Source organism: Microvirgula curvata, assembly GCF_054781615.1.
The window spans coordinates 1-24931 of the sequence record NZ_BAAGUB010000031.1 but is presented as its reverse complement, the minus strand read 5'-3'; the positions used below and the strand labels follow the sequence as shown (position 1 = coordinate 24931).

General features: G+C 54.5%; 24 protein-coding genes and 5 pseudogenes. 17 read left to right on the top strand and 12 right to left on the bottom strand.

Translation table 11 applies throughout. The features are described from left to right. Positions 1-6: 6 nt before the first annotated feature. From ACYVG8_RS13600 to ACYVG8_RS13555, 10 genes and pseudogenes are all read right to left on the bottom strand, one after another. Positions 7-201 (bottom strand): hypothetical protein, encoded by a 195-nt coding sequence (locus ACYVG8_RS13600; RefSeq protein ID WP_460746055.1) that lies wholly within the window; start codon positions 199-201, stop codon positions 7-9. Positions 202-321: 120 nt separating this feature from the next. After that, on the bottom strand, positions 322-2088 hold the full coding sequence (locus tag ACYVG8_RS13595) for a LeoA/HP0731 family dynamin-like GTPase (RefSeq protein ID WP_460746054.1): 1767 nt from the start codon (positions 2086-2088) through the stop codon (positions 322-324). After that, the gene (locus tag ACYVG8_RS13590) at positions 2060-3811 is read right to left on the bottom strand and encodes a hypothetical protein (protein ID WP_460746053.1); all 1752 of its coding nucleotides are present in this window, start codon (positions 3809-3811) and stop codon (positions 2060-2062) included. The genes ACYVG8_RS13595 and ACYVG8_RS13590 overlap by 29 nt, the downstream gene beginning before the upstream one ends. A gap of 1 nt (position 3812) precedes the next feature. Continuing rightward, entirely contained in the window at positions 3813-4376 is a 564-nt protein-coding gene (locus ACYVG8_RS13585; protein ID WP_460746051.1) for a dynamin-like protein LeoC, read from the bottom strand. Between the two features lie 164 nt (positions 4377-4540). Then, positions 4541-5239, bottom strand: a complete 699-nt coding sequence (locus ACYVG8_RS13580) for a hypothetical protein (protein WP_460746050.1) — start codon at positions 5237-5239, stop codon at positions 4541-4543. 196 nt (positions 5240-5435) lie between these two features. After that, positions 5436-5735: pseudogene (locus ACYVG8_RS13575) on the bottom strand (integrase core domain-containing protein); the annotation flags it as partial. 119 nt (positions 5736-5854) lie between these two features. Then, complete coding sequence (locus tag ACYVG8_RS13570) at positions 5855-7471, bottom strand: methyl-accepting chemotaxis protein (RefSeq protein WP_460746049.1); 1617 nt, start codon at positions 7469-7471, stop codon at positions 5855-5857. Positions 7472-7656: 185 nt separating this feature from the next. Beyond that, positions 7657-8682 (bottom strand): DUF3829 domain-containing protein, encoded by a 1026-nt coding sequence (locus tag ACYVG8_RS13565; RefSeq protein ID WP_460746047.1) that lies wholly within the window; start codon positions 8680-8682, stop codon positions 7657-7659. A gap of 363 nt (positions 8683-9045) precedes the next feature. Continuing rightward, on the bottom strand, positions 9046-10674 hold the full coding sequence (locus ACYVG8_RS13560) for a methyl-accepting chemotaxis protein (RefSeq protein ID WP_460746046.1): 1629 nt from the start codon (positions 10672-10674) through the stop codon (positions 9046-9048). Between the two features lie 219 nt (positions 10675-10893). Further along, a pseudogene (locus ACYVG8_RS13555) lies at positions 10894-11277 on the bottom strand (integrase core domain-containing protein); the annotation flags it as partial. 12 nt (positions 11278-11289) lie between these two features. Here ACYVG8_RS13555 and ACYVG8_RS13550 point away from each other — a divergent pair. From ACYVG8_RS13550 to ACYVG8_RS13500, 11 genes and pseudogenes are all read left to right on the top strand, one after another. Then, positions 11290-11967: pseudogene (locus ACYVG8_RS13550) on the top strand (DDE-type integrase/transposase/recombinase); the annotation flags it as partial. Then, positions 11909-12133, top strand: a pseudogene (locus ACYVG8_RS13545) (hypothetical protein); the annotation flags it as partial. The pseudogenes ACYVG8_RS13550 and ACYVG8_RS13545, both read left to right, overlap by 59 nt. Before the next feature lie 88 nt (positions 12134-12221). Then, the gene (locus ACYVG8_RS13540) at positions 12222-13019 is read left to right on the top strand and encodes an SDR family NAD(P)-dependent oxidoreductase (RefSeq protein ID WP_460746045.1); all 798 of its coding nucleotides are present in this window, start codon (positions 12222-12224) and stop codon (positions 13017-13019) included. A gap of 57 nt (positions 13020-13076) precedes the next feature. After that, a complete protein-coding gene (locus tag ACYVG8_RS13535; RefSeq protein ID WP_460746043.1) occupies positions 13077-13346 on the top strand; it encodes a hypothetical protein in 270 nt (89 codons plus the stop codon). A 29-nt stretch (positions 13347-13375) separates the two neighbouring features. Then, positions 13376-13492, top strand: a pseudogene (locus ACYVG8_RS13530) (hypothetical protein); the annotation flags it as partial. After that, positions 13455-13724: a hypothetical protein gene (locus ACYVG8_RS13525; RefSeq protein WP_460746103.1), complete on the top strand. Its 270-nt coding sequence runs from the start codon at positions 13455-13457 to the stop codon at positions 13722-13724. The pseudogene ACYVG8_RS13530 and the gene ACYVG8_RS13525, both read left to right, overlap by 38 nt. Before the next feature lie 104 nt (positions 13725-13828). After that, positions 13829-14140 carry a YdhR family protein gene (locus tag ACYVG8_RS13520; protein ID WP_460746042.1) on the top strand — a complete coding sequence of 104 codons (312 nt, stop codon included), beginning with the start codon at positions 13829-13831 and terminating at the stop codon, positions 14138-14140. Between the two features lie 104 nt (positions 14141-14244). Further along, entirely contained in the window at positions 14245-14442 is a 198-nt protein-coding gene (locus ACYVG8_RS13515; RefSeq protein ID WP_460746101.1) for an ACP phosphodiesterase, read from the top strand. Between the two features lie 241 nt (positions 14443-14683). Beyond that, entirely contained in the window at positions 14684-16513 is a 1830-nt protein-coding gene (gene kefC / locus ACYVG8_RS13510; RefSeq protein ID WP_460746040.1) for a glutathione-regulated potassium-efflux system protein KefC, read from the top strand. Positions 16514-17253: 740 nt separating this feature from the next. Next, positions 17254-17577, top strand: coding sequence for a thioredoxin (trxA, locus tag ACYVG8_RS13505; protein WP_460746039.1), 324 nt, complete (start codon positions 17254-17256; stop codon positions 17575-17577). Positions 17578-17601: 24 nt separating this feature from the next. Continuing rightward, positions 17602-17967: a thioredoxin family protein gene (locus ACYVG8_RS13500; RefSeq protein WP_460746037.1), complete on the top strand. Its 366-nt coding sequence runs from the start codon at positions 17602-17604 to the stop codon at positions 17965-17967. Between the two features lie 212 nt (positions 17968-18179). Here the strand turns inward: ACYVG8_RS13500 and ACYVG8_RS13495 are convergent, their stop codons facing one another. Continuing rightward, positions 18180-18359, bottom strand: coding sequence for a hypothetical protein (locus ACYVG8_RS13495; RefSeq protein WP_460746036.1), 180 nt, complete (start codon positions 18357-18359; stop codon positions 18180-18182). Between the two features lie 93 nt (positions 18360-18452). On the opposite strand from ACYVG8_RS13495, the gene ACYVG8_RS13490 reads away from it, so the two are divergent. The 6 genes from ACYVG8_RS13490 to ACYVG8_RS13465 all read left to right on the top strand — a co-directional run bounded on the left by ACYVG8_RS13490 (position 18453) and on the right by ACYVG8_RS13465 (position 22805). Continuing rightward, positions 18453-18803, top strand: a complete 351-nt coding sequence (locus tag ACYVG8_RS13490) for a hypothetical protein (RefSeq protein WP_460746035.1) — start codon at positions 18453-18455, stop codon at positions 18801-18803. Positions 18804-19118: 315 nt separating this feature from the next. Then, positions 19119-19475, top strand: a complete 357-nt coding sequence (locus ACYVG8_RS13485) for a carboxymuconolactone decarboxylase family protein (RefSeq protein WP_460746033.1) — start codon at positions 19119-19121, stop codon at positions 19473-19475. 105 nt (positions 19476-19580) lie between these two features. Beyond that, positions 19581-20144: a TetR/AcrR family transcriptional regulator gene (locus tag ACYVG8_RS13480; protein WP_460746032.1), complete on the top strand. Its 564-nt coding sequence runs from the start codon at positions 19581-19583 to the stop codon at positions 20142-20144. A 104-nt stretch (positions 20145-20248) separates the two neighbouring features. After that, positions 20249-20932, top strand: a complete 684-nt coding sequence (locus ACYVG8_RS13475) for a DsbA family oxidoreductase (protein WP_460746031.1) — start codon at positions 20249-20251, stop codon at positions 20930-20932. A 113-nt stretch (positions 20933-21045) separates the two neighbouring features. Next, complete coding sequence (locus ACYVG8_RS13470) at positions 21046-21600, top strand: OsmC family protein (RefSeq protein WP_460746029.1); 555 nt, start codon at positions 21046-21048, stop codon at positions 21598-21600. 77 nt (positions 21601-21677) lie between these two features. After that, on the top strand, positions 21678-22805 hold the full coding sequence (locus ACYVG8_RS13465) for an alkene reductase (protein ID WP_460746028.1): 1128 nt from the start codon (positions 21678-21680) through the stop codon (positions 22803-22805). 383 nt (positions 22806-23188) lie between these two features. Here the strand turns inward: ACYVG8_RS13465 and ACYVG8_RS13460 are convergent. Continuing rightward, a partial coding sequence (locus ACYVG8_RS13460) for a heavy metal translocating P-type ATPase (RefSeq protein WP_460746026.1) occupies positions 23189-24931 on the bottom strand: 1743 nt, incomplete at its 5' end.

Here is a 24931-nt window from a genome sequence, read left to right as displayed (position 1 = left end):
GGGGGATTACCATGTATCTACTGATAAAAATTCGATGTGATGATGCAAGGTACGGCTGGTTTCCTCCTGCCAACCGTACAGCGATGCATGCATTTCAATGCCACTACGCTTATTGTTACCATGACTGATCACAAAAGCCTCGAAACCATTTAGCAAAAGCTGGGTAATTGCCTGCTCGGAAAAGTGCACATAGTGCTTCATAGTGTCTCCCTATCAATAACCACAACATAATGAAGATAAAAGCACAAACAAGCCCCGTCATCAATTTTCCTATTTGCTGGCCAACTTGTAGGCACGCCCCGCTGCAAGCGAGAGCAGTGACTACAAGGTGTGCACGCCGATCTTTGCCTCATCACTGCGGCAATCCACTCGTATATCGGCCTGCCCTCGCAAGGAGAGGCTGTTCAGGCGCTCCTGGATACTCACGATCTTGTTCCGGTTGGTTCGAATCAGTTCGGCACCCTCTCTCATTTCATGGACGACTTTCTCAAACTCTTTCAATTGAGGAGCAAAGAATTCGAACATATTTTCGTCATGGCTGATGAGATCGTAAATGTCTTTATATGCGTTCTTAATTACACTGGCGATGGCATCCTTGGCTTGTTTTAGCTCCTGCTCTAACTCGTGCTCCTTGTACGCCTTATAAATATCTGTCCCCAATGAAATGGCTGCCCCAGCTGGGCCAGCCCACTTGGAAATGGCGCCTGCAAGCTTGGTCGCTTCCCAGGGTTTGAACTTGATTGCCATGCCGGTCACTTGGCCCAGTGCATCGCGAGCAGCAAAAATTGTCCCCTTGATGACAGAAGGGTCCAGCCGAGATACCCCCTTAAGAGCCCCGCCAACCGACTTCAGAGCCCCTTCACTCATCGCGTCAAGAAATCTCTCGCTTGAGTCGAGCTGCCTGCTAATGTCGAGGGAAATACGGCTTGTTACAGAGGATGACTGATCGAAGAAGCGATCGATTGTAGTTTTGATCTTCAGGTGAAGTTTGTAGCCGGCACCCTCTTCCATATAGCCAATATCTTCATCAAGAAAGCCACGGATATCTTCTAGCGACAATGGACGCAAGCGCCCCAGCATCTGACTCTCCATGGCTTGCAATTCGTTGAAGAGTTCGCCGGCCAAGCGCTTCACCTCGCTTCTCCCCTGATTGATATCCCCTTGAATGCGTGCGGACTCTTCCCGATTCTGTCGCTCATACGATGCCAGATTGCTCAACTGCACCTTCGCCAAGTCGAGCTTCTGTCCCACGACATCGCGCACAACGTCCAGGCCGGTTTTAGCAATGAGTACCTCAGGCACGTTAGCCTGTAAAATACGGCTGGTCATTGCTTTGAGATTATTGATGCGAGAACGGCTCTCATAGTGCTCCGGCTTGCCGAACCAGAACCCTAAACCACGGCCATTGGGGTTGGAGGCAATGCAGACAATATTCAGTTGAGCCAGTTCCACCGCAGTTAGGTTTGCTGCTCGTTGTAGCTTGGACTTAAGGTTATCTTTCTTGATGGCTGCCTGTTCGTCGAACAGCGCCTGTTCAGTCAGATCAGCCACTTCGTCCATCTTGTTGATCACGAAAACTGTGGACGACAGTTTGTTGAGATCACGCAAAATCCACTTAGCGATGGTGCTATGGCTTTCCTTGAGGGGGTTAGTAGCATCAACCACATAGAGGATCAGGTGAGCTTCGGAAATGTAACGTTTGGTCACATCCTCATACATTACCTGTTCACCTGCGAAGGTCTTGTCGCCAAAAAGCCCAGGGGTATCCACGATTTCGCATTGGCCCGGTAGCCCTTCGGGTTTATAGATCGCTAGCCGGTCAGAAGACTCGTCCATGTCGATCTTCATGTCATCCATGATCTTGCCAAGCCATGCAGCGATTACGCTGGTTTTACCATCGGAGAATGCTCCCAGCAGCGCGATACGCAGCACATCCGACTCGATGGCCCCCAACGCTGCCTCGATTTTCTGCAAATCTTCCTGTACATCAATGCCTATATCGCCGAGGTCCAGGAGGACTCCCCGCAAATTTTCAAGGCTTTCGATGGCCGTTTGCTTTTCAACGTTGAATTGCTTGAATTGTTCCATGAGGCATTTTCTCAATTTTGTCTTTTACATCGGTCATCAGCATAATCTGCTGCTGAATTATGTCGAGTGGACGGGACAGACTGGCATAGATAGCATCAATCTGACTCAACGTTGTTTCATTTACTTCCTTGCGAACAAGACTCATCAAGTTGCTCAACTCGTCGGAGAGCCTACCCATCGCTTGGTCGCGCATTTCATCAATTTTCTCCTGTACTTGGGCTTGGGCTTTGCGAATGCGCTTCTCCTTACTAGTAAGGAAACCTAGGGCACTGACTAAAAGCCCCACCACAGCACCAGCGACCGCCCCAATCATATTACCTATCACAGGAAACACCGATCCGATCCCTGCACCTGCCAACGCATATGAGCCTATATTAAAAGCAATCGAGCCCCAATCTTTTAAACTCAAATCCATATCCAGTTCGGTAGCATAGTAGTTTGCTTTCTGCCCACCTTCGTCGAAGACAATCCGCTGCTGGAATTCGATGCGCCGAACATCTTGAATAAGACGCTTCATTGCCTGGCTTATACTTTCTTGCAAGACCTGCACTTGCTCCTCTACCTGTTCCTGCAGACGCAGCCCCATGCCTTGTTGATGATTTTGAAAAGCCGTCTTCAACTTCGCAGCGATCCGATCGTTGTCGCCAAAATTTTCGGCCACAATCTCGTCAGCTTTTTCACTCATACTGTTAAAGAACTCACTCCACAAATTTTTGCGTCCTGCAGTGACCAGGCGTTCAAAGGTCTGTACAGCTCCGCTGATGGATTCTCGGCATTTTTCAAACTCCGGCATTACCCTAGCAATAAAAGTCCGATGCTCCTTAAGTGCCACACACAAAACGTCAACATTTTCAACAAGCAGTTCACGAACCTTGATCTTATTACTCTCGATAATATCGTCTTTAAAGGTAACCTGTTTAGCATGTAAAACTTTTGCAACCGCACCAATCTGACTTAACTCAAACATCGCTTTTCCCGACGCAAAGTATTTCAGGTAGTTGCGCTGCTGGATCACCAAATCCTTTTCACGTGATGGATGAATGGTGGTTTTCCCATTTACTGAATTTATTGCTAGTGATGAGAATGCAAGCAATCCTTGAACACTATACCCAGCGAGCAAAACATCTTTACCCAGCACTGATTCCAACACATCCGTCGTCTGTTTTAATGCAGTGCGAGCCCCCTCATGATTTTCCAGCGACTTTCTATCTTCCTCGAATTCGTAAGCGTCGGCATTACCACGCACATTAACAAGAGGGCAAACCTGAGTGCCATGGCGCAAGTAAGAACGAATCTTTTCGGCTGTCGCCTTCTCTGGCTTCTTATTTGTACCATTGACGTAAAAAACCAGATGCGCTTTAGCCACGGCCTCGCGCACCATGTGCGCATACTTGATCTCATCACCCTCGATGCCGGGGACATCTATCAGCTGAAAGATTTTCCCCTTGTAGTTGAGTGTGTAGAAGGTGTTGCCTTTGGTGAAATCTGCTTCGCCGGTCCCAATGATGCGGCCGTCCACCCGATGTAAATTTGCTTTATGTTTCTCGCACGTTATCGCAGATTGCAACAACGCTGGAAGAAGAAAATTCGACAGTTCTTCCAGTTTTGCCTGCACTGCTTTAATGGCAGGCCGATTGTTAAAAATGGTGGAGGCTTGATCTTTTGACGAAGTTGCACATGTTGCTTCTTCATACAGATCTTCCAGTTCCATCTCGCTGTTCATGTTAGCTCCCTGCCAGCATGGCAATCATAGCAGTCACGACTCCTCCTGCGACGATACCACCGATGGCATATAGCCATAGTTTGCGTTTCATTCGAGCAGAGGACTCCTCCTGCAGCACCCGAGCAAGTACAGCTGAGCTCTGTTTAATCGCCATGATTTCAGCTACGTATTCCCCATAAACCTTGTTCAAGCTCTCGCGAACCAGATTTACATGACCTTCAAGCTCCTGTTCGTACTTCGCCAAGTCATGGGCGTTCTGTTGTAGCAGTTGCTGGCGAGAATCTTCTTGGAACAGGATACGTAACGACTCGATGATGGTACTTTTGCCGGCGTTGGTTTCACCGAAAAAGGCCAAGGTGAATTTATCCCACTCCGCGTGCCGCTCGAGAAGGCTTAGTTCATCATCAAAGCGGGCCTGAATACCACGCAGCTTTTCCATGATGTTGCTGAGCTCTTGCTTGCCATCCTTATGCTCAACCTTAAGGGTTGCAATCTCTGCCATAGCAGTCGCTATGCTTTCGGACACGTCTGAGTACAAATTATTAAAATCTTGTTTCGGGTTCATTGCACGCTCTCATATTTTGCCAACCTCATATCGATACGACTAATTGCAGAGTATTCTTTGGCGGCGCCTATTCTAGATTTTCATTCAAACCACACACACCAGCTCAATAGTTTTAACATCAGCACACTGCGCAATAAAACTAGAGCCATTAATATTTACGCATCTTACACATAAAAATTAACCACAAACCAAACTGAAGCCAAAGCGATGGATAGCATAAAATATCCAACAGCACCGTTTGGCCTCATGGCCCCTAGATAACTCACGAGAATAACTGAGACATTTCTCTTCTCACGGTTCAATCCGCGCCACTGCCCTATCAGCTTGAGCAATGAAAATGCGCCGGTCCCGACTACGGATGCAAGCAACAGGACTCGGAATAATGTAAATACATCCAACTGCCCTAGTGATATCTTCTTGTATACCAGACCAATCGCTGCCATTAGCAGCGCCGACCCAATGGATACACAAAGGTTGAAATACAAAGTTCTTCTGCTACGAATGGCTGCATCATTCAACTCGTTTTTCAGCACTCCAATTTTTTCCTCAAGTAACACCGAGGTTTCCTGCCGAATGCGTTCTACTCGCTGATCAATACTTTCCCCCATCTTGATGGCTGCGTAATCGATCAATCCCTCAATATCCTCACGTGTCATACGACGCTGATTGTGGATCTCGTCTGACAGAGTCTGAATATTGCTTTGCACTTGGACGCTTGCCTCGAGAACAACGCCATTAAGGCTGTCACCTGCCTGCTTAATAGCCCTTTCAACAAGTGGTGAAAACTTATTATCAACAACCCGCCCAACAGCAGATTCAAGCTGTTCCAGTTCAGGCTTTAGATTTACGTCAAAGATTCCCACTATCCATTTCCACTTTAATCCACGTGTTAGAAAACAAGCCTGTCAACGCTCCCACAATTCAGCCCCACAATCTCTACATCATCAGGCCCCACACCAGCAGAGGTATCCCCACCCAAGGGAAGCAGATCACCACGATCACCAGCACCAGTGACCTCCACCCGACTAACCGAGCGGTCTAAGCTGGAGATTTCCGGCTTCAAGATGGGCTAGCCGGAACTCGCTGGGAGTCCGTCCGGTCGCCCAGTGAACTGTGCGGCCTGAATTCGTTGTAATCCTGCCGCCAACGCTCGATCTTGTCACGTGCGTCAGCCAGCGACAGAAACCAATGCACGTTCAGGCACTCATCCCGCAGACTGCCGTTGAACGACTCGATGAAGGCATTATCCGTGGGTTTCCCGGGCCGCGAGAAGCCCAGCGTGACGCCTTGTTCGTACGCCCATTGATCCAGCGCCACCGAAATGAATTCACTGCCGTTGTCGACCTGAATCCGTTGCGGCGTGGGGCTACCCGCCTACCAACTCAGAAGCAGAGTCTGCTCGCGGAGAAGCTGGCGCACAGGAGGTGATCAACAGCGGGGTAACTGTGTGCGTCAGCAGGGGATGACCGGGCGCTGACCTAATGCAATCTGAAACGTGATACTTCCTGTTGCAGGCCAAGCGCCAGCGATTCGAGCTGGCTGGCTGCCTCGCGCGAGAATTGCACTGTCGACTGGGTTTCTTCGACCACGCCGACTACGCGCTCGACGTCGCCGGCCAGATTGGTGCCGGCTTGGCTCTGCTCTGCAACCGCTTCCGCAACACTTCGGAAGCGAGCCAAAGTCCGGCTCATACGGTCATTGATTTCGCCGAGAGCGGAGGCCAACTGGTTTACCTGGGTGACCCCGGCCACGACCATCGGATTTACATGATCCATGACTTCGGAGACAGTCGCTGTTTCCTTGACTACGGCCTGGATAATGGTGGAAATTTCGTTAGTCGCCTGCGCCGTTCGCTCTGCCAGCTTGCGTACTTCGTCCGCAACCACGGCAAATCCTCGCCCCGCCTCGCCTGCACGTGCAGCTTCAATCGCCGCATTCAGCGCCAGCAAGTTTGTCTGGTCAGCAATATCACGGATGGTATCGGCAATACCGCTGATATTGCACGTGCGTTCGGCCAGCAACACCACCTGGCTTGATGCGGTACCGATCTCACCGGAAATCGAGCGAATGCTTTCCGACACGTCACGGGCGACGGTCCGGCCCTGCTGGGCGAGTTCAGCAACACCGTGCGAATCGACCTCGGTTTCCCGTGCGTTCTCGGATATGTGATCGATACTAACCGACAGTTGCTCGATGGCCGCTGCTGCCGAAGAGGTCGATTCGTTGGCCGCCGTCGATGCGACATCCAGCTTGCCCATCTGCTCATTCATGCTGCGTGCGGTCTCAGCCAGTTGCCGGGACGACAGAGAGATCTGTTCAATCATGCCGCGCAGACTGGTCTGCATGGTGTGCATGACAGCCAGAAGGCTGTGCGGCTTGCCGCGGGTCTGGATCTCGGTGGACAGATTGCCGCCGGCAATCGCCTCGACTACCTGAACCGCATAGGCTGGTTCGCCACCGAGTGCACCGACGATCTGCCGCGACATGGTCAGCGCCAGACCGGCAACCACAACCAGCACGGCGAAACCGATGCCCAGCAGCACCCACGCGCTGGCCCAGAAGGTTTTGGCGATGTCGTCGGTAAACATGCCGGTGCCCACCACCCAGCCCCACGGCTCAAAGCGGAAGACGCCATTGAGTTTCGGCAACTCCTGCGTGCTGCCCTTGCGCGATGTCAGGATCTCGGTCAGCCCGTAGGTCACGCCGCCCTTCAGCGCGTCATTATAGGCGTCGACCGTGGTGCGCCCATCGGGAAGTTTACTGCCGGTATCGACCTTGCCGATGCGCTCGGCCTTGGTATGTACGACCAGCACGTTGTCTCGGGTGCGGGCGAAGTAATAGAAATCGTCGTACTTCATCATGTTCAGCGTCTGCGCTGCACGGGCCTGGGCTTCCGCCAGGGTGAGCTTGCCCAGCTTTTCCTGGTCAGCATAGTGCTTGAGGATGCCTTCCGCTGCTTTCAGTTGGCTGACGATGAACGTTTCTTTTTCGTGGGAAAGCGCGCTCCGGATGCTGTAGAGAGAGAAGCCCGCTAGCAACAGCAGGCCGAGAAAGCTCGCAAGAAGAATGACAATGAGTCGGGTGGAAACGCGCATGGTATGCCCTGTCTGGTATGACGGTGTTCAAGTAAACCCGTAGTGTTTATCGGAGTATCCATTACAGACATGAGCTGTTTGTTGTGATTATTACGGCGCCCTTGACCCCTCCCGAAAAACCATCTCGTTGCAGTGAATCAAATTGTGCCGGCCGGCGCCTCTGGCATCCGGCACGGCGCTGTCGCTTATCTTCCGGTCGACGCAATATAGCGCTGACGCATCTGGTTGCGCTCATTGTAGCGCTCGACCAGCCGGTTGAAGCTGCGGGTTATATCGTCCAGATCACGCGATACGTTCTTTTTGCCGTCTCCCTGATCGCGCCGCAGGGTCTTGATCGACAATGCGAGGCTGTCGGCGGTGCTAGCAATGTCAAACCAGAACGGGTCTGCAGCCGTCTTGGCAGTTCCTGCAGCAGGCCGATTGGCTTCACCATATGCCTTAGCTTCTTCATAAGCCTTGGTATAAGCGGTTTCGACCACCTGCACGCTCTCTGCGGACATCTTGCCCGACGTCGATAGCGCCTCGATGGCATCGACGGCGACACGGGCCTGCAGCATCACGTTTTCAGTCTGCCACCAGATGTCCTTGCCGTTTTCCTTCTCCATGGCTGCCAGCATCTTGCGTTGCATATCCAGGTTGCGGCCGCTGATGATCTTATGCATCTGTGACGAGGCCGAGAACAGGCGCTCGAACAGCGATCCGATCTGTGTATCCAGCACCTTGCCCCTCGCCTTGTTGTCGTCGCGATAGGACTGCTGGTCGTAGTAGGTGTCAAGTTCCGTAATCAGCGGCAGCAGTTCGCGCAAGGTCTGCAGATAGGCCTCTCCGGCCTTGTCGAGTTCCGGATCGGCCGGCGTTGCCTTGATGCCCTTTTCCAGACCGGCAATGCAGGTCTTGGCCCCCTGATAGCGGTCGCCATGCATGGTCAGGTAGAAGCGAGCGCGAAGATTGGGCGCGGGACCGCTGCGTACAAAGTCTGCATACATCTCGCGATAAATCTGGTAACGCTCACCCCAGATGGAATCGACCCCATTGATGCACTGGATAAACGGTTCCATTTTGGTTTTCTGCGCCTCGTCTTCGGGCGATTGCCCCGGCGCGGATGCCGAAGGTGAAGCTACATTACCGAATGATGGCAATACATCCATTTTGTAAACAAATACTCCCAATGCAATCACACTGACAGCTACAATTTTTGCAGTAATCTTCACGGATTATCCATTTATTGAAATAATAACAGGACACGGACAGCGCTATCGGGTGAAGCGGCAGAACCAGAATAAGTTCAAAAAAAATCGCCGGCTAGCGCCACGTATAAAAACTCCATCCGTGTGCAGAAAATTTTACCTAATTTACCGCTAATAATCACGATTCATTTCCGCATCAGACGGTCAAGCCATATGACACTCAACACACCACAACGGAACATATACGCATATTTGACATCGTCATAAAACTGGGGTACAGGGACATACCAGGCTATCTTGGCGGGAACGTCTGCTATGAAAACGATGGCGCGCCTCCCCGAAATCACGGCAAGGCACGCCCGACACCTGACAAAAACTGAGAATGCGTCAGATCGAGAAGCGAGCAACTTCCTGCTGCAGGCCGAGCGCCAGCGATTCAAGCTGCCGCGCCGCCTCGCGGGTAAACTGAACCGTCGACTGGGTCTCCTCGACCACACCCACCACCCGTTCAACATCACCGGCCAGATTGGTACCGGCCTGGCTCTGCTCGGTCACCGCTTCTGCCACGTTGCGGAAACGCTCCAGCGCTCGCTCCATGCGGTCGTCGATGTCGCCCAGCGAAGCTGTTAGCTGGTTTACCTGGGTGACCCCGGCCACGACCATCGGATTTACATGATCCATGACCTCGGAGACAGTCGCCGTTTCTTTGACTACAGCCTGGATAATGGTCGAGATCTCGTTAGTGGCCAGCGCAGTGCGCTCGGCCAGCTTACGTACTTCATCCGCGACCACCGCGAATCCTCGCCCCGCCTCGCCTGCACGAGCAGCTTCGATCGCGGCATTCAGTGCCAGCAAGTTGGTCTGGTCAGCAATATCACGGATGGTATCGGCAATGCCGCTAATATTGCGCGTGCGTTCCGCCAGAGACTCTACCTGGGTCGATGCGGCACTAATTTCGCCGGAAATGGAAAGAATGTTGGCCGATACATCGTGAGCCGTGGTCCGGCCCTGCTGCGCCAGTTCGGCCACACCACGCGAATCGATTTCGGTTTCACGGGCGTTCGCGGACACGTGATCAATGCTGACCGATAGCTGCTCGATTGCGGCAGCGGCCGACGAGGTCGATTCGTTAGCAGAACTAGAAGCCTGCTCCAGTCGCTCCATTTGTTCAGTCATGCTGTGCGCTGTATGTGCCAATTGGCCGGCCGACTGCGAGATCTGTTTGATAATGGCTCGCAAACTGATCTGCATACCGGCCATCGCATCAATGAGCTTGCCCACCTCATCCCGGCTGCTGGCTGGCAAGGTGGTATGGAGTTCGCCGCTGGATATAGCCTGCGCCGCTACGATGGTCTGGCCCAAGCGGGTTGTGACCCTCCTGGCAAATAGCCAGGACAGTGCCAGCGCCATCACGACCCCGAGCAGCAGCGCCATCAGCGCATCCCGGATACCGGCTGCAGCGCTCTCCGCCGCCACCGCTGCGGCCTCCTTGGCGCCATCAGCGTTGATCCTGATCAGCGCATCGGTTTGGTCACGCAGTAGGTTGGCACGCTTGGTCCACTCCCCCTTGCTCAAGACCCGCGCTTCATCTTCCTTTCCGGACTGCATCAGGTGAACCGCCTGCTGAACGACCTCACGATAGCCGACGGCAGCTGCTACTGCCCCGTCATAGGCCTGTTTCTCCTCTGCACTGCTGATCAGCGGCTCATATTTCTTAAAAGCCTGCTCCAGCTTTCCATTCAGCTCAGTCATCGAACCAGCAATTTTTGCATGCTCCTCTGGCGTATTCGGCTGCATGAATTCAAGACTGCGAACGCGATAGCGCAGCCGCAGCTGGCTGATTTCTCCTGCAGCCTGTACCGACGGCAACCAGTTGCTCGCAATGGCATCAGTATTCTGACCGATGATGCGAATCTGCCAGATGCAGAAAAAAATGGCAGCAATCAGTATGCTAGCACTGGCGAGGAAGTTGACAATGAACTTTGCCCGCATGGATATGTTGTCAAAAAAATTCATGATCGCGCTCAAATTTTGTTTTAGCTATGCCGATTTCCGTTTTCGGGACAAGTACTTCAGTATTTCTACGGATATGAGGTCTTGCCCACTTGGAATAATGAAACTACGGCAAGCTCAGCGCAACAGTAATGTGGGTGTGATCCTCCCCCAAGATTTACTCCAGGCAGAACTAGAAACTCTCACCTGGTGATCCGCCCCCAAGATTTACTCCAGGCAAAACTAGAAACTCTCACCTTGCTCGCCTGTGGATAAAACGCGGTACTGGCCCGCAAATGCGCTTGGCGTCAGATTGCCAATGGCGCTGTGAGGCCGAAATTCATTGTAGTCCTGGCGCCATTTTTCGACCTTGTTTTGCGCATCCTCCAGTGACAGAAACCAGTGCGCGTTCAGGCACTCATCGCGGAAGCTGCCGTTGAACGACTCGATGAACGCGTTATCGGTAGGCTTGCCGGGACGGGAGAAGTCCATCTCGGTACGCTGCTCATAAGCCCAGCGATCCAGCACCTTCGAGATGAACTCGCTACCGTTGTCCGTTCTGATCCTCCCAGGGGTACCTCGGCTTGCGGCAATACGATCCACCTCATCGACCACGTCTTCCCCCCGCAATTGCCGGCCAGCGCGGATTACCGTCGTACCTGGGGTGTGCTGCGGCGCCAGCGCGATCAGTTGGCCTTGCCGAGAGTGAACCGGAAGCGGGTCATGCGCGAGCATGGCCTGTTGCTGGAGCTGCGGATCAAGCGGCCCGGACAGGCTCGCCGGCATGAAGGACGTGTGGCCGTGGCAGCCAGCGACACGCGCTGGTGTTCGGATGGCTTCGAGTTCAATGCCGACAACGGCGAGAAACTGCGGGTCACGTTTGCACTGGACTGCTGTGATCGGGAAGCACTGAGCTGGATCGCCAGTCGGCGTGGATACCGTGGTGACGACGTACGCGACGTGATGCTGGCGGCGGTCGAGCACCGTTTCGGCCAGGAACGACCGCCGTATGCCGTGCAATGGCTGAGTGACAACGGCAGTGCCTACACGGCGGAAGAGACCCGCCGCTTTGCCCGGGAGATCGGACTGGAGCCGGTGACGACCCCGGTATGCAGTCCGCAGAGCAACGGGATGGCGGAGAGCTTCGTCCGGACGATGAAGCGGGATTACATCGCCTTCATGCCAAAGCCGGACGGGAAAACCGCGCTGGCGAACCTGGCGCAGGCCTTCGAGCACTATAACGAGCACCACCCGCGCAGTGCGCTGGGCTACCGGTCACCCCGGGAGTTCCGACGGCTGGCGATTCCTTCAACCTGAAGCGGGAACGGGTGTCCTGAGGTACGGGGGCAAGTCCACAGCAGGCGGAACTGCCATCCGCGACGCCACCTTCTACAACTAGCGCAAGGAGTACGGTGGCTTGGGGCCCTCTGAACTAAAGCAACTGTGCCAACTCAATGAGGAGAATGCCGAGCTCAAACAGCTGCCGCAGTTGACAGACCGACTTGGCACGCATATTCTAACTACCAACCAGTAGGTAGTGTACTTTTTAATCATAACCCTTAGGACACATAATGATGCAAGCCAAGAACTTTGAAGGCCGTAAACTCCTGGTCGTTGGGGGAACCAGCGGCATCGGCCTGGAAACTGCCATGATGGTTGCCCAAGAGGGTGGCGCAGTCGTAGTCATCGGAAACCGGCCAGGAAAGACAGAAGTGGCTCGCCAGCAACTGGCGGCCGTTGCTGGTGAAGACAAGGCTTTCGCCTTCTCTGCCGATCTATCGGACTTCGCTAGCGTGCGTACGCTCATCGACAAGCTGGCGCGCGAACACAGCGATATCGATCTACTGGTTAATTCCGCTGGAATTTTTTACCCCAAGACCTTTCTTGAGCATTCGCTCGAAGACTATGACAATTTCCTCAACTTGAACCGTGCGATCTTCTTCATCACACAGCAGGTTGCCAGCTCTCTGGTTACCCAAGGAAGGCCTGGCTCGATCGTTAATGTCACTGCAGTTGCCGCCCGGCAGGCCATCGAAACCATTCACGCATCAGCCTATTCGATGGCCAAAATCGGACTGGAGGCTATGACGAAGCATGTGGCGGCAGAACTTGCAGGAAACGGCATCCGTATCAATTCAGTCGCCCCCGGAATGGTGGAAACTCGGATTTTCGAGCGCTTCATTCCTGACGAGAAACTGGATAGCGCGCTGAAGGATTTCAATGACTTCCATCCACTTGGCCGCAACGGCACGCCGCACGATGTTGCTGAGTCCATTATCTTCCTGCTCTCCGATAAGGCCTCTTGGGTGACCGGCGCAGTCTGGGATGTGGATGGTGGTGTCATGGCTTCCCGCAAGCTGGGAAAGTAAGAACCAACAGATACAGCACAAAGAAAACTCAAAATGGAAACTAAATGAATAAATGAATTGACTGCACTGACCAAGCGTATAAAAAATTTTCCCAAGGCGAATGCACCGGTTGCCAACGCACTCCATCAACTCGAAACGGCGACACGAGAAGGCAATGTCCTGGATGCCAAAATGCATGAGCTGATTTTCTTGGTCGTGGCTGCCACGACCAAGAAGGCAGGGGACGGCATATGTTTAAGCGGGACACTGGTGCAGGTGATGGAGGGCAAAAGGGGTGACACTGCATCCTCATTCGGTTTCGAAGGCTGTCATCAAGAAGAGCGATAGCAGCTTGACCCTTCGGCCAGAGCTATACCGAAGATTGCCTGGAGTGGGCGATTGGCCGCCAGCCGAACACGTCGGGGCTTCTCTTGGAGGCCACCAGAGTAGCACTTGATGACACCGGCCACATTCGGGTGGACAAGTACCAGAACACCAGTATCCCTGTTCACCCCCATGTACACCGCGGTCACGCATCACCGGCAAATGGGGCAATTGAAGCTCGTGCGCGTTGGGCCAGACGAGCGCATGGTCGGTATCCACGACATCGGACACGGTATGGACGAGGTTCTGCACGGCTTTGCAGTTGCCTTGAAGATGGGAGTTGCCAAGAAGGAACTGACGATATTGTGGCGATACATCCCATGGCGGCCGAGAAATTTGTGATGATTCGCTGGCGCGCGCCGCGCGCTACGGATTAGAAAAATAAACTAATTTCTCCCTGTGAACCTAGCAATTTTCAAACAACGCTTACAAACAGGAGCAAAACTATGTATGTCACACATGTCACATTTAACCTAAGCGGGATTGATGAAAAAGCCTACAGAGAGGCTGTGAAATCTCTCGCCCTAGGCTATGCACAAGTACCGGGATTGGTATCCAAGGTCTGGATCAAACAAAGCAAGATAGGCACTTACGGTGGGGTGTACTTTTGGGCGTCAGAGGAAGACTATGAAAATTACCTCCAATCAGAGTTGTACAAAATGATTAGCACCCATCCAAATTTGGCAAATTTCAATACAAATTGCTATGAAAACATGCCGGAAGGCACGTCAGTAACAGCAGGTATTTGCCGCTTCTAATTGAGGCATTTTCAATGCTAGGTCCACGCTACAAATCACCTGAGGGTGGACCAATCACCACATTTATAAAAATAAAGTCATGCATAATATTTTGTTAAAGCAATCTGATTAATTTTCTGGCACATTCCGTTCTTGATAAAAGAACACCAGCTTTGGTGGTCGGCGGCATTATTGGGAACTGGGCCAAAGGAATTTGGCCCGGCTACTTGCCCATGGACTTGGCACAAGGGGTCGCATTGCACCGCGCAATTGACGGATTTTTTGAAACCAATTCCGATTTTCGGCGGAACTGGACGGAATAGAAAAAGTGTTAAGTCGCATGACTCAGCGAGCGCGGCAACCGAATCCTCTCGCAGAGGGAGAGGTGGAGTTTCTTACAGATGCCGCTGGATTCACAACAGGCTTTGAGTGGTTTTCGGCTGATGAAAGAGTGTTTGCAGATCAGTGACAACTTAGCAGCAAACTAAGTGTCTCAACCCGTGCCAAACATCGCGCACGGAAAAATGGAGACACCTACCAAGAAACGCCTGTACATTTGAGACCATGGAACACATACCCGTCTGGCTGATCAACAGCTTCGTCTACTTGAGTGCCGCCGTCATTGCAGTGCCACTGAGCAAAGCATTGGGGCTGGGGTCGATTATTGGCTACTTGGCCGCAGGCATTGCCATTGGACCCTGGGGACTGGGGTTGGTGAGTGACGTTCAAGAAATCCTGCACTTTGCCGAGTTTGGGGTCGTGCTGATGATGTTCTTAGTGGGACTTGAGCTTGAGCCCACGCGCCTATGGAGCTTGCGGCATCCCATCTTTGGTTGGGGCAGCGCACAGGTGGTTGGTTGTGCCCTTGCCTTGTCTGCTGTGGCCATAGTGCTTGGTGTAGGTTGGCGCGTAGCATTGGTGTCTGGACTCGGATTGGCCCTTTCCAGCACAGCAATCGCCCTGCAAGTGATGAGAGAGCGAAACTTGCTGCCCACCACCAGTGGGCAATCGTCTTTTGCCATCCTTCTTTTTCAGGATGTCATGGCAATTCCTATTTTGGCTTTGCTGCCCTTGCTAGGTGTTGTTTCGGGGCAGACGCCCCCCCCAGATTTTTCAGCAAAGGCAATTGAAGTCTTAACAATTGTCGCGGTGATTGCCAGTATTGTGGTCGGGGGACGGCTGGCTTTGAGGCCTATCTTTCGATGGATCGCGAGGTCCAATACGCCAGAAATATTCACCGCCGCATCATTGCTATTGATAGTAGGGATCGCAGCGTTGATGCAACTGGTAGGGCTGTCGATGGCACTTGGCGCCTTTCTGGCCGGAGTACTATTGGCCGAAAGCGAGTACCGCCGCGAACTGGAAACAGACATTGAGCCCTTCAAAGGCTTGCTCCTCGGCTTGTTTTTCATTGCAGTTGGCATGAGCATTGATTTCAAAGTGCTGCTCGCATCACCTAGCCAGATGTTGGCAATAGTGGCTGGGCTTTTGACAGTTAAAGGTATCATTATTTATGCAATTGCACGAATAATGAAGCTACCCTATCAGGAACGCCCGGTCTTTACGTTACTGCTGGCTCAAGGCGGTGAGTTTGCCTTTGTTGTGTTTCAAGCGGCCGCGGGTGCGAATGTACTCACAACGCAAGCAGCGTCCTTGCTCATTGGGGCGGTGGCTGTCTCCATGCTGGTTAGCCCCTTGATCCTAGCCACTATTGATCGGCTTGTGCTGCCGCGCTACGCCAATTGTGGCGTGCCGAAATTGGATGAAATTGCCGAACAACAAAGCGCTTCTATCATCATTGCTGGCTTTGGACGTTACGGACAAATCGTCTCTCGGGTTCTGCTGGCCAACGGCATCGCCGCGACGGTACTGGACCACGATGCGGAAATGATTGAAACCGCCCGCAAATTTGGCTACCGAGTGTTTTATGGTGATGCCACACGCCTGGACCTGCTGCGTACCGCTGGTGCAGAGACTGCCAAAATTTTGGTGGTAGCAGTTGATAATGTGGAACAGTCGCTGAAAATTGTCGATCAGGTACAAGCTCACTTCGCCCACCTGCAGATTGTGGCCAGAGCGCGTGATGTAACGCACTGGAACAAGTTGCGAGATCGAAACGTTATGCAAGTGCAGCGAGAACTGTTTGAGTCTAGCCTGTGCAGTGCCCACAGTGTGCTCGAACTTTTGGAGTTCGAGCCAGATGCTGCCGACCAAAGCATCCAGCGGTTTCGAAAATACAACCTTGACCTCTTCGAGCAGATGTACCCACATTACCGCGACAGCGCCAAGTCGATTGCAGTCGCAAAACAAGGCCGTCAGCAGTTGGAGGAGCAGATGGCGCAGGAGCGCAAAACACAAATGCAATCATCGAATGGTTCCGATAAATTAGATTGAAGCATACGGATGACATCCGTACAGTTACGGCTGCCAAGAGACTTTAAGAAGTGTGCAAATGGACACGCAACTCGGCGTGAATTTATCAATGGCCATAGATGCCATTGACCACGGCAAACACCAGTCGAATGACCCGTGTTAATTGCTGATTAACCATCTTCCGTGCCGATGGCGGCCGTTGCCGCCAGGCGTAGTAACCACTGCGTGACACGCGCAGCAGCAAAAATGCGAGTCAATGTTGGCCCGGAGCATGGCGAGAGCATCACCGTTCTCACATCTGTAGAGTGCTCAAACCGCGTCGTATTGCCGTCGCACGACGCAACCTTCGGATTCTTGCACGCCAAGCCGCTGTTTTGGCTCGGTAGGTAATCATGCCGGCGCAGCAGAACCAATGATCTCCATGTCAACCTTCATCCGGTTCGTCTAGAGCGCCTCAGCGCCGCGCCACCTAGCTAGTGGTAGATCTAACTTTACACCGAGGCTTGTGAATGCCAGCCGTCTCTAGCATGGGCCACCAGCAATGAACATTATTTACTTTTAAATCAACAACTTGCCTCGCACGCCACGCACCATTGACAATGACCATCCATCATCGTAGACTACCTACTAGTAGGTAACTTTATTTAATGCAGCATTTTTTGTGCTTCGTTCAGTCGCAACGCGAGCTAAGGAATGCTGCTCCCTTGCAACTGATCAATGCACTCGCGCAAAAGTGCACACCGATAGAGATGAGGTTTCAAATGGCTACTCGCAGCACAACCACCTTCGACTTCGAGACCGATGTGATACAGAGCAAGACGCCGGTCTTGGTCGACTTCTGGGCCCCTTGGTGCCCGCCTTGCCGGGCTATTGCCCCTTCCCTAGAGGAAATTTCCGACGAACTCGAAGGAAAGCTCCAGGTGATCAAGGTCGACATTGATCAGAATCCTGAACTAGCTCAGCGATTTGGGGTGCGGTCTATCCCCACATTGAAAGTATTCGTCGACGGCAAGGTCGCCAAGGAAATTGTTGGTTCAATGCCGAAGCAGGCGCTGCAGGTCCATCTGGCTGCGTTTGTAAAATAGGTCACAGAGCGGAAGGGTGAGGCGATGAATATGACTGTGCCCTCATGGGCAGGGAAAGTGGAAGAACTGGGCGCCACAGAATTCAACCGCTTGACCCGCTCCAATAGCGGCCCTCTCCTACTTTACATTGGAGCACCTTGGTGTCCACCTTGCACGACCATGGGGCCAGCGGTCGAAGCTGCCGCTGCAGCCTTGGGCGATCAGGTTCGATTTGTTAAGGTAAATGCAGCGACCGACTCTCAACTGCTGAACTCGTTGAGAGTCGCATCAGTGCCGATGCTCGTGCTGTATGGTGAACACGGTCAGGAACTAGCACGGTTCCTAGGAGTTTTGCCTGCGCCCGACATCTCGCGTTGGGTTCAGGAAAGGCTCGATCAATCACCACAATAGGCGCCGGTAGCGCCCGATGTCTGCCGGTAATTCCTACAGCGTAGTATTTCCATGCTCGGTGTCACCAATGGTGAGCCATGCGGAAGACGATTGGTATTCTGTGCAGATCTGAAATTGATGAAAATCACGGTAAGCACCGCGCTTATCACGACGGTAAGAGCTCACGGAGCCAAAGCTACCCCATAGTTATTGATGAGGATATCGCTAGCTGATTACATCAGGACCATGTCTCCCGCTGCGTGGTCCTGATAGCGTTGTTGCAACGTATTGGGCATCACCCTATTCCCAGTTAATACAGCAATCTTCGAAAGAAACGCCAAGCCAAAAACCACGCCGATCTGTTGTGAAGCATTAAGCAGCGCCCGCTCAATACCGGTTTCCCATGTCTGCACGGTAGCCAGCCGTCAGCGAGACGACGCCCATACCAAAGGCTACGCCAAAATGCGCTGGCATGATGCGCGCCAGTATAGCTGGCCGTAGGTCCGTTGCTTGAAAGCCAGAAGATCACCGCTGAAGTAATTTTGACCTTCGGCATTGATTCCTTTATCAACTTCGCCAGCAACACCGGCCTGACGCAGAGCCTTCTTGCCCAGATCTTCATTCCCGATGCCCTGCGAGGCAGGGCATTTGAAGAGATCAAGTCATCCGAGCGCGACTGGCGACTGCTCATCCAAGGCAGTCTGTTCAAGGGGTTGGTGGATCGGTGTGGTGCCGAGTGCTACACGCCCTTCTACATCCGAAGCCGCCAGGGGTCAGTGATTACTGGGGACCCTCTCATTCAGACATCTGAATGCCCCCCCACCCCAACCCTGAACACATTCAATTCAAGCGCTTGACAACCTCATCTAACGCCTTCACAATAACACAATACCTACTAGTTGGTAGATTGCTCGCTTGAGAGGGCGTATTTATGAATACCAAGTAATTTGAAGGTCACAAGCTCCTCGTCGTCGGCGGCACGAGCGGAATTGAACTTGAGGTTACACAGATAGTACCCGAAGGCGTTCCTGAAGCACTCCCCCGAGGATTACGACAACTTCCTCAACTTGAATCGTTCTCTGTTCTTCATACGCAGCAGGTGACCGGCGCAGTCTGGGATGTCGATGGTGGTGTAATAGCTGCACGCAAGCTTGGCAAGTAAACTCAAACACATGAAAGTGATCGAAATGGAAAAGAAGTGGACTGAAGAGCTCAAGTCGCTCATCAAGCGAGTTAGCGGTTTCAACAGGGCGAACGCGCCGGTTGCAGGCGCCTTCCATAAACTGGAACTTGCCACCCGCGAGGATAGTGTCCTGGATGCCAAGACACACGAACTGATCTCCCTTGCTGTCGCGGTGACCACTCGTTGCGACGGGTGCATTGCAGCGCATGCCGGCGCAGCCAGGAAAGCTGGTGCAACCAAGGAAGAAATTGCTGCAGCCTTGGGCACGGCGATTGCGCTCAACGCCGGAGCTGCATACGTCTATTCTTCCCGAGCCCTCGAAGCGTATGAAGAACTCGGTGCGTAACTCGTAACCGAACGAGTATATCTGGCTGCGTCATCGATGGTTGACACTCTACCATGCGGTAGGTAGAGTATTTTCGGAAGTCTACCAAATAATGGAGGAAAAGACATGGCTGCTGGCACCCGCGACTCCTTGGTACAGACCGCTGAAAATCTCATGCGGACCAAGGGCTACACTGCGTTTAGCTATGCGGACCTTGCCGAGGTTGTTGGCATCCGGAAGGCGAGCATCCACCATCACTTCCCGACCAAGGAAGACTTGGGAACGGCGATCGTCGAAGACTATATCGCCCGCGTACGAACCCAGTTCGATTGCGTTGAGGTGCAGCATCAGGATGTGATCAGCCGCTTGGAGGCGTTCTTCCAGATTTTCAGGGCTAGTACTGAAGGCGGTCTTCTACCTTTGTGCGGTGCGCTCGCAGCAGAAATGTCCGCAATGCCGCCGAGCCTGCAGCAACTGACGCATCGGTTCTTCGACATGCAGTTGAAGTGGCTCACCAAGGTACTGGAGCACGGCATCGCTCTCAATGAAGTTCCCAAGGGCAGCGGTGCTAGGCAGAAGGCCTTCCTGCTGCTAAGCGTTCTGGAAGGGTCGAGCTTCATTAACTGGGCCACGAAGGACGAAGACCCGCTGAACCCGAGCGTCATTCGGCTCATTGTTGAGCACGCCTGATAGTTTACTTCCCCCCATAGGGGGAAGGACTGGCCAATTTTTTTTATCTCGACAATCTACCTACTGAATGGTAGGCATATCCAAGCACACAGAAGGAAATAGTGATGAAAACAGTGAAGGTAGAAGTCTGGTCGGACTTTGTTTGCCCCTGGTGCTGGATTGCGAAGAAGCGCTTCGAGAAGGCGGTTACTTCGTTGGCCGGGCAGGTCCAGGTCGTGTTGACCAACAAGGCTTACCGCCTTGCTAAGGGAATGCGGCCGACGGACTACAAGAGCGTGCTGTATCAGAAGTTTGGCAGCGCAGCCGGCGCTGATCGGATGATGGCGGCGGTCAGCACCAATGGGCTCCAGGAAGGCTTGGTCTACAACTTCGACACCATGCGTTTCGGAGACACGACGATGGCCCACGCGCTGATCAAAAGCACCAGCTCACCGGTGGTTGCGCAGCTGATGACAGAGCGTGTCTACAAGGCCGCAACCACGGGCGGACTCGATATTTTTGACCAGAACGTGCTGGCCTCACTGGCCAAAGAGGTCGGCGTGACCGACCTCCTCTTTGAATTTGATTCGGCTCGCATCGCAGCAGAAATCGCACGCGATGAGGTGGAAGCAAACCGCATCGCTAACGGCATTCCCTTGTTCCTCTTCAATGACAAGGTTTATGTGTCCGGCGCCCAGGAAGTAAGCGTTTTCGAGAAGGCAATCCTAGACGCAGCCCAAGAGGCGCCCGAAGCAATGATCGATACAGGCGAAGGCGAGAGTTGCAGCATCGACGGCTGCACGCACTGATTCACCGTCTGTCACAGCAGCCTTTCGTTACACCAATTGCCCCCGATCAAACGATCGCCTGAAGGCGATCGTTTGATCCTCCGCGCACAAGCGCACTTAGAAAGGAACTAGAAATGACCAACAAGCCCAATGGTATCGACATCGCCGCCCTCCAGCAGTTTGCGAAAGGCGTAGCCGAGGATACATCCAAGCGTAACGCGCGCTTCAACGTCAAAACAAAGTGGGATGGCCAGACCCGTTCGGTGGCAACGGTCAACCACTACTCCCTCAGTGGCGTGAACTACGAACGCCATTTCGAGATCGCTGCTGATGAACCGACCGAACTGCTGGGTCAGAACTCCGCTCCTAATCCCCAAGAGCTACTGATGGCTGCGCTCAACGCCTGCCTGACCGTGGGCTATGTGGTCAATGCTGCGGCCATGGGTATCACGGTGCACAGCCTGGAAATCGAGACCGATGGTGAGCTGGACCTGCGCGGGTTCCTTGGCTTGGATGAAAACGTAAACCCCGGCTACGACGAAGTGAGCTACGTAGTACGGCTGCACACCAATGCCTCACGCGACCGGTTGGAAGAGCTGCACAAGGTCGTGACCAAAACCTCGGTGAACCTAGCCAACTTCTCCAAAGCCATCAGAATGGTTTCCAAGCTGGAAGTCCTGGAAGGCTAAGGCCGGGCCCTCTCCAAGCACCGCATTGCAACCAGCAGCCCCAGATCAGGGCTGCGCTCCCAACCGCGAGACCCCTCATGAGCAAGCTTTTCACCCCCTACGATCTGTCTGGCCTACCATTGGCCAACCGCGTGGTCATGGCCCCGATGACCCGGACGCGGACACCCGAGAACATTCCCAGTGACCTGACCGCGCTTTACTACGCGCAACGTGCATCGGCCGGCTTGATCATCACCGAAGGCCTGCCCGTTTCCGACGAGGGCCGCGGCTATCTGTACACGCCGGGCCTGTACACTGACGAGCAGACCCAAGCATGGCGAAAAGTTACAGACGCTGTGCATGCAAAGGGCGGAAAGATCTTCGCGCAGCTCTGGCACGTCGGCAGAATGTCGCATGTCTCTATTCAGCCAAATAATGCACCACCGGTCTCTTCTGGTGAAATACCTGCTACCAATACCACTGTTTACGCATGGCTGGAGTCTGGCCAAGCTGGACCTGTTGCTCCCAGCATGCCCCGCGCATTGAGCACGGATGAAGTCCGACGTGTTGTACAAGACTTCGTGTCATCTGCGTGCAGAGCGGTCGAAGCAGGATTTGATGGGGTCGAACTAATGGCCGCCAACGCCTTTCTGTTTGACCAGTTTCTCAGCAGCGAGCTGAACAACCGCACCGACGAGTACGGTGGCTCAATCGCCAACCGTCAGCGCTTCTTGCTGGAAACAGTTGATGCCTTGGCCGGTGCAATTGGTGGTTCCCGAGTTGGCGTCCGCGTCTCGCCATTCGGACGGCTCTACGACTTGCACCCCTTCGCAGAAGAGGCGGAAACGTGGGCGAGTGTTGCTTTGGCCTTGAATGAAAGAGAACTGGCCTATGTGCACCTGAACTATCAACCTACCATCTCCGCGGCAGAAGTCCCAGCCGATTTTGGGGCGGGATTCCGCAATGCATATCGGGGTACATTGATTGGTGCTGGAGGATTTGACCGCGAACTTGCTGAAGCAGAGCTGGTGAAGGGTCATCTGGACCTCATCGCCTTTGGAACTCCATATATCGCCAACCCTGATCTTGTTGAACGGATGCAGAATGACTGGCCACTCGCAGAAAGCGATCGGTCAACTTTCTATGGCGTTATCGGCTCCAAGGGGTACACAGACTATCCTGCATTTGATACTAGTGAAGGTAATGCAGCCATTCTGCATGGGTGATGCCACAGTGGTGTAATAGCGCTAACTAGACCACAGCTCCAAGCTCCTGTGAGCCCTCGGCTCTGCCTTGACAGGGCAGCCACCAGCGGCTGTTGTACACAAAAAAGCTTGGCGCTGTGAACTGCCTCCAAGAAGTTGGACAGTTGAAGAAAGCGGTGGCTAAGCCTGCGCGGGCAGAGTCCTGTGCAGCACAAGACACAGCCCTTTCAGTGTGAGCTTGACCCGCTCGTGGTTGTAGTCGCGATGTTGCGACGCCATTTGCTCTTAAAGCTGCCCGATGCTGACAAATTTGTTTAGATAGAAGAACCCGGCTTTCAGCCGTACCAGAGAAGCTTTCCATCATGTCTTGGCTTTTCGTCATCAGCGTGAAGCCGGCTATTGATTCACGCTGCCACTTTTCCTTTTTTGTTCCCCGCCGCCCGCTCCGACAATCTCAGCGCATTGCCGACCACCAGCAGCGAACTCAACGCCATGCCGAGGCTGGCGATCCACGGCGTGATCCAGCCGCTGATGGCTAGCGGCAGCGCGACCAGGTTGTAGCCGACCGCCCAGACCAGGTTCTGGCGGATGATGCGCCGGGTGCGGCGGGCGATACCAAGCGCATCGACCAGGGGTGACAGGCCGTTGCCGACCAGTACCAGGTCGCCGCTGAGGCGGGCGACATCGGTCCCGCTGCCCATGGCAGCGCTGACGTCGGCGCGGGCCAGCACCGGGGCGTCGTTGACGCCGTCGCCGACCATCAGTACATGGCGTCCCTGCTGCTGCAGCGCAGTCACGTAGGCCAGCTTGTCTTCCGGGGTCATGCCGCCCTGGGCCTGGTCGATGCCCAGCGTGGCCGCCACGGCGGCAGCCGTTTCGGCGCGGTCGCCGCTGGCAAGGTGGGTACGGATGCCGCGCGCGCGCAGCGCGGCGATAACGGCGGCCGCGTCGTCGCGCAGCCGGTCGCCAATGGCGAAGGCGGCGATCCAGCCGCCGGCGTCACCGAGCGCGATCACGCTGTCGTTGCCGCCGAATCCGGCCAGTGCGTCCGGTGCCTCCCCGGCGACGGCGACAACGAAGGCGGGCTTGCCGAGCCGGTAGCGGCGTCCGGCGAACTCGCCCTCGACCCCCTGACCGGCCACGCTGTGCAGGCCGGTGCAGCGCAACGGCTCGCCACCGGCCGCCAGCAGGGCGCGGGCCAGCGGGTGCTCGCTGCCGGCTTCCAGCCCTTGCGCCAGTGCCAGGGCGTCGATGCGGGCATCGAACACGAGCTGGTCCTTCAGCTGCATGTCACCCCAGGTCAGCGTCCCGGTCTTGTCGAAGACCGCATCGGTAATCTGCGCCAGCGATTCCAGCGCCGTGCCCCTGGCCAGCAGTACGCCGCGTCCGGCCAGCGTGCCGCTGGCAGCCGTCAGCGCGGCCGGCGTGGCCAGCGACAGGGCGCACGGGCAGGAAATCACCAGCACGGCGACTATGATCCACAGCGCGCGCTCCGGGTCGACCATATACCAGCCGGCATAGGTCAGCACGGCGACCAGCAGCAGGGTGGTGACGAACCACGCCGACACCCGGTCGGCCAGCACCGCCAGCCGGGGTCGTTCGCTCATCGCCTGATCGAGCAGACGGACGATGCCGGCCAGCCGGGTCGACTCGCCGGTATGGGTGGCGCGCAGATACAGCGGGCTGGCGATGTTGACCGAGCCGGCAATCAGCGTGTCGCCGGACTGCTTCGGCTGCGGCAGGCTTTCGCCGGTCAGCAGCGATTCGTCGACACTGGAATGGCCGTCCAGCACCTCGCCGTCGACCGGCACCGTCTCGCCCGGCCTGACCAGCAGCACTTCGCCAGGGCGAACGCTGGCGACGGTCGCCATGTGCGTGTCGCGATCGGCCGGCCAGTCGGCCACGCGCTGGGTGAAGGCCGGAATCAGCTTGACCAGCCGCTCACCGGCGTCGCCGGCACGCCGGCGCGCCATGCCTTCGAGGTAACGGCCGCCGAGCAGCAGGAAGACGAACATCGACACCGAGTCGAAATAAATGCCATGGTCGATATGGTTGAACAGTGCCCAGCTGCTGGCGACAAAGGAGGTCAGCACGCCGACGGTGACCGGCACGTCCATGCCGGCGCGGCGGTTGCGCAGGTCGCGCCA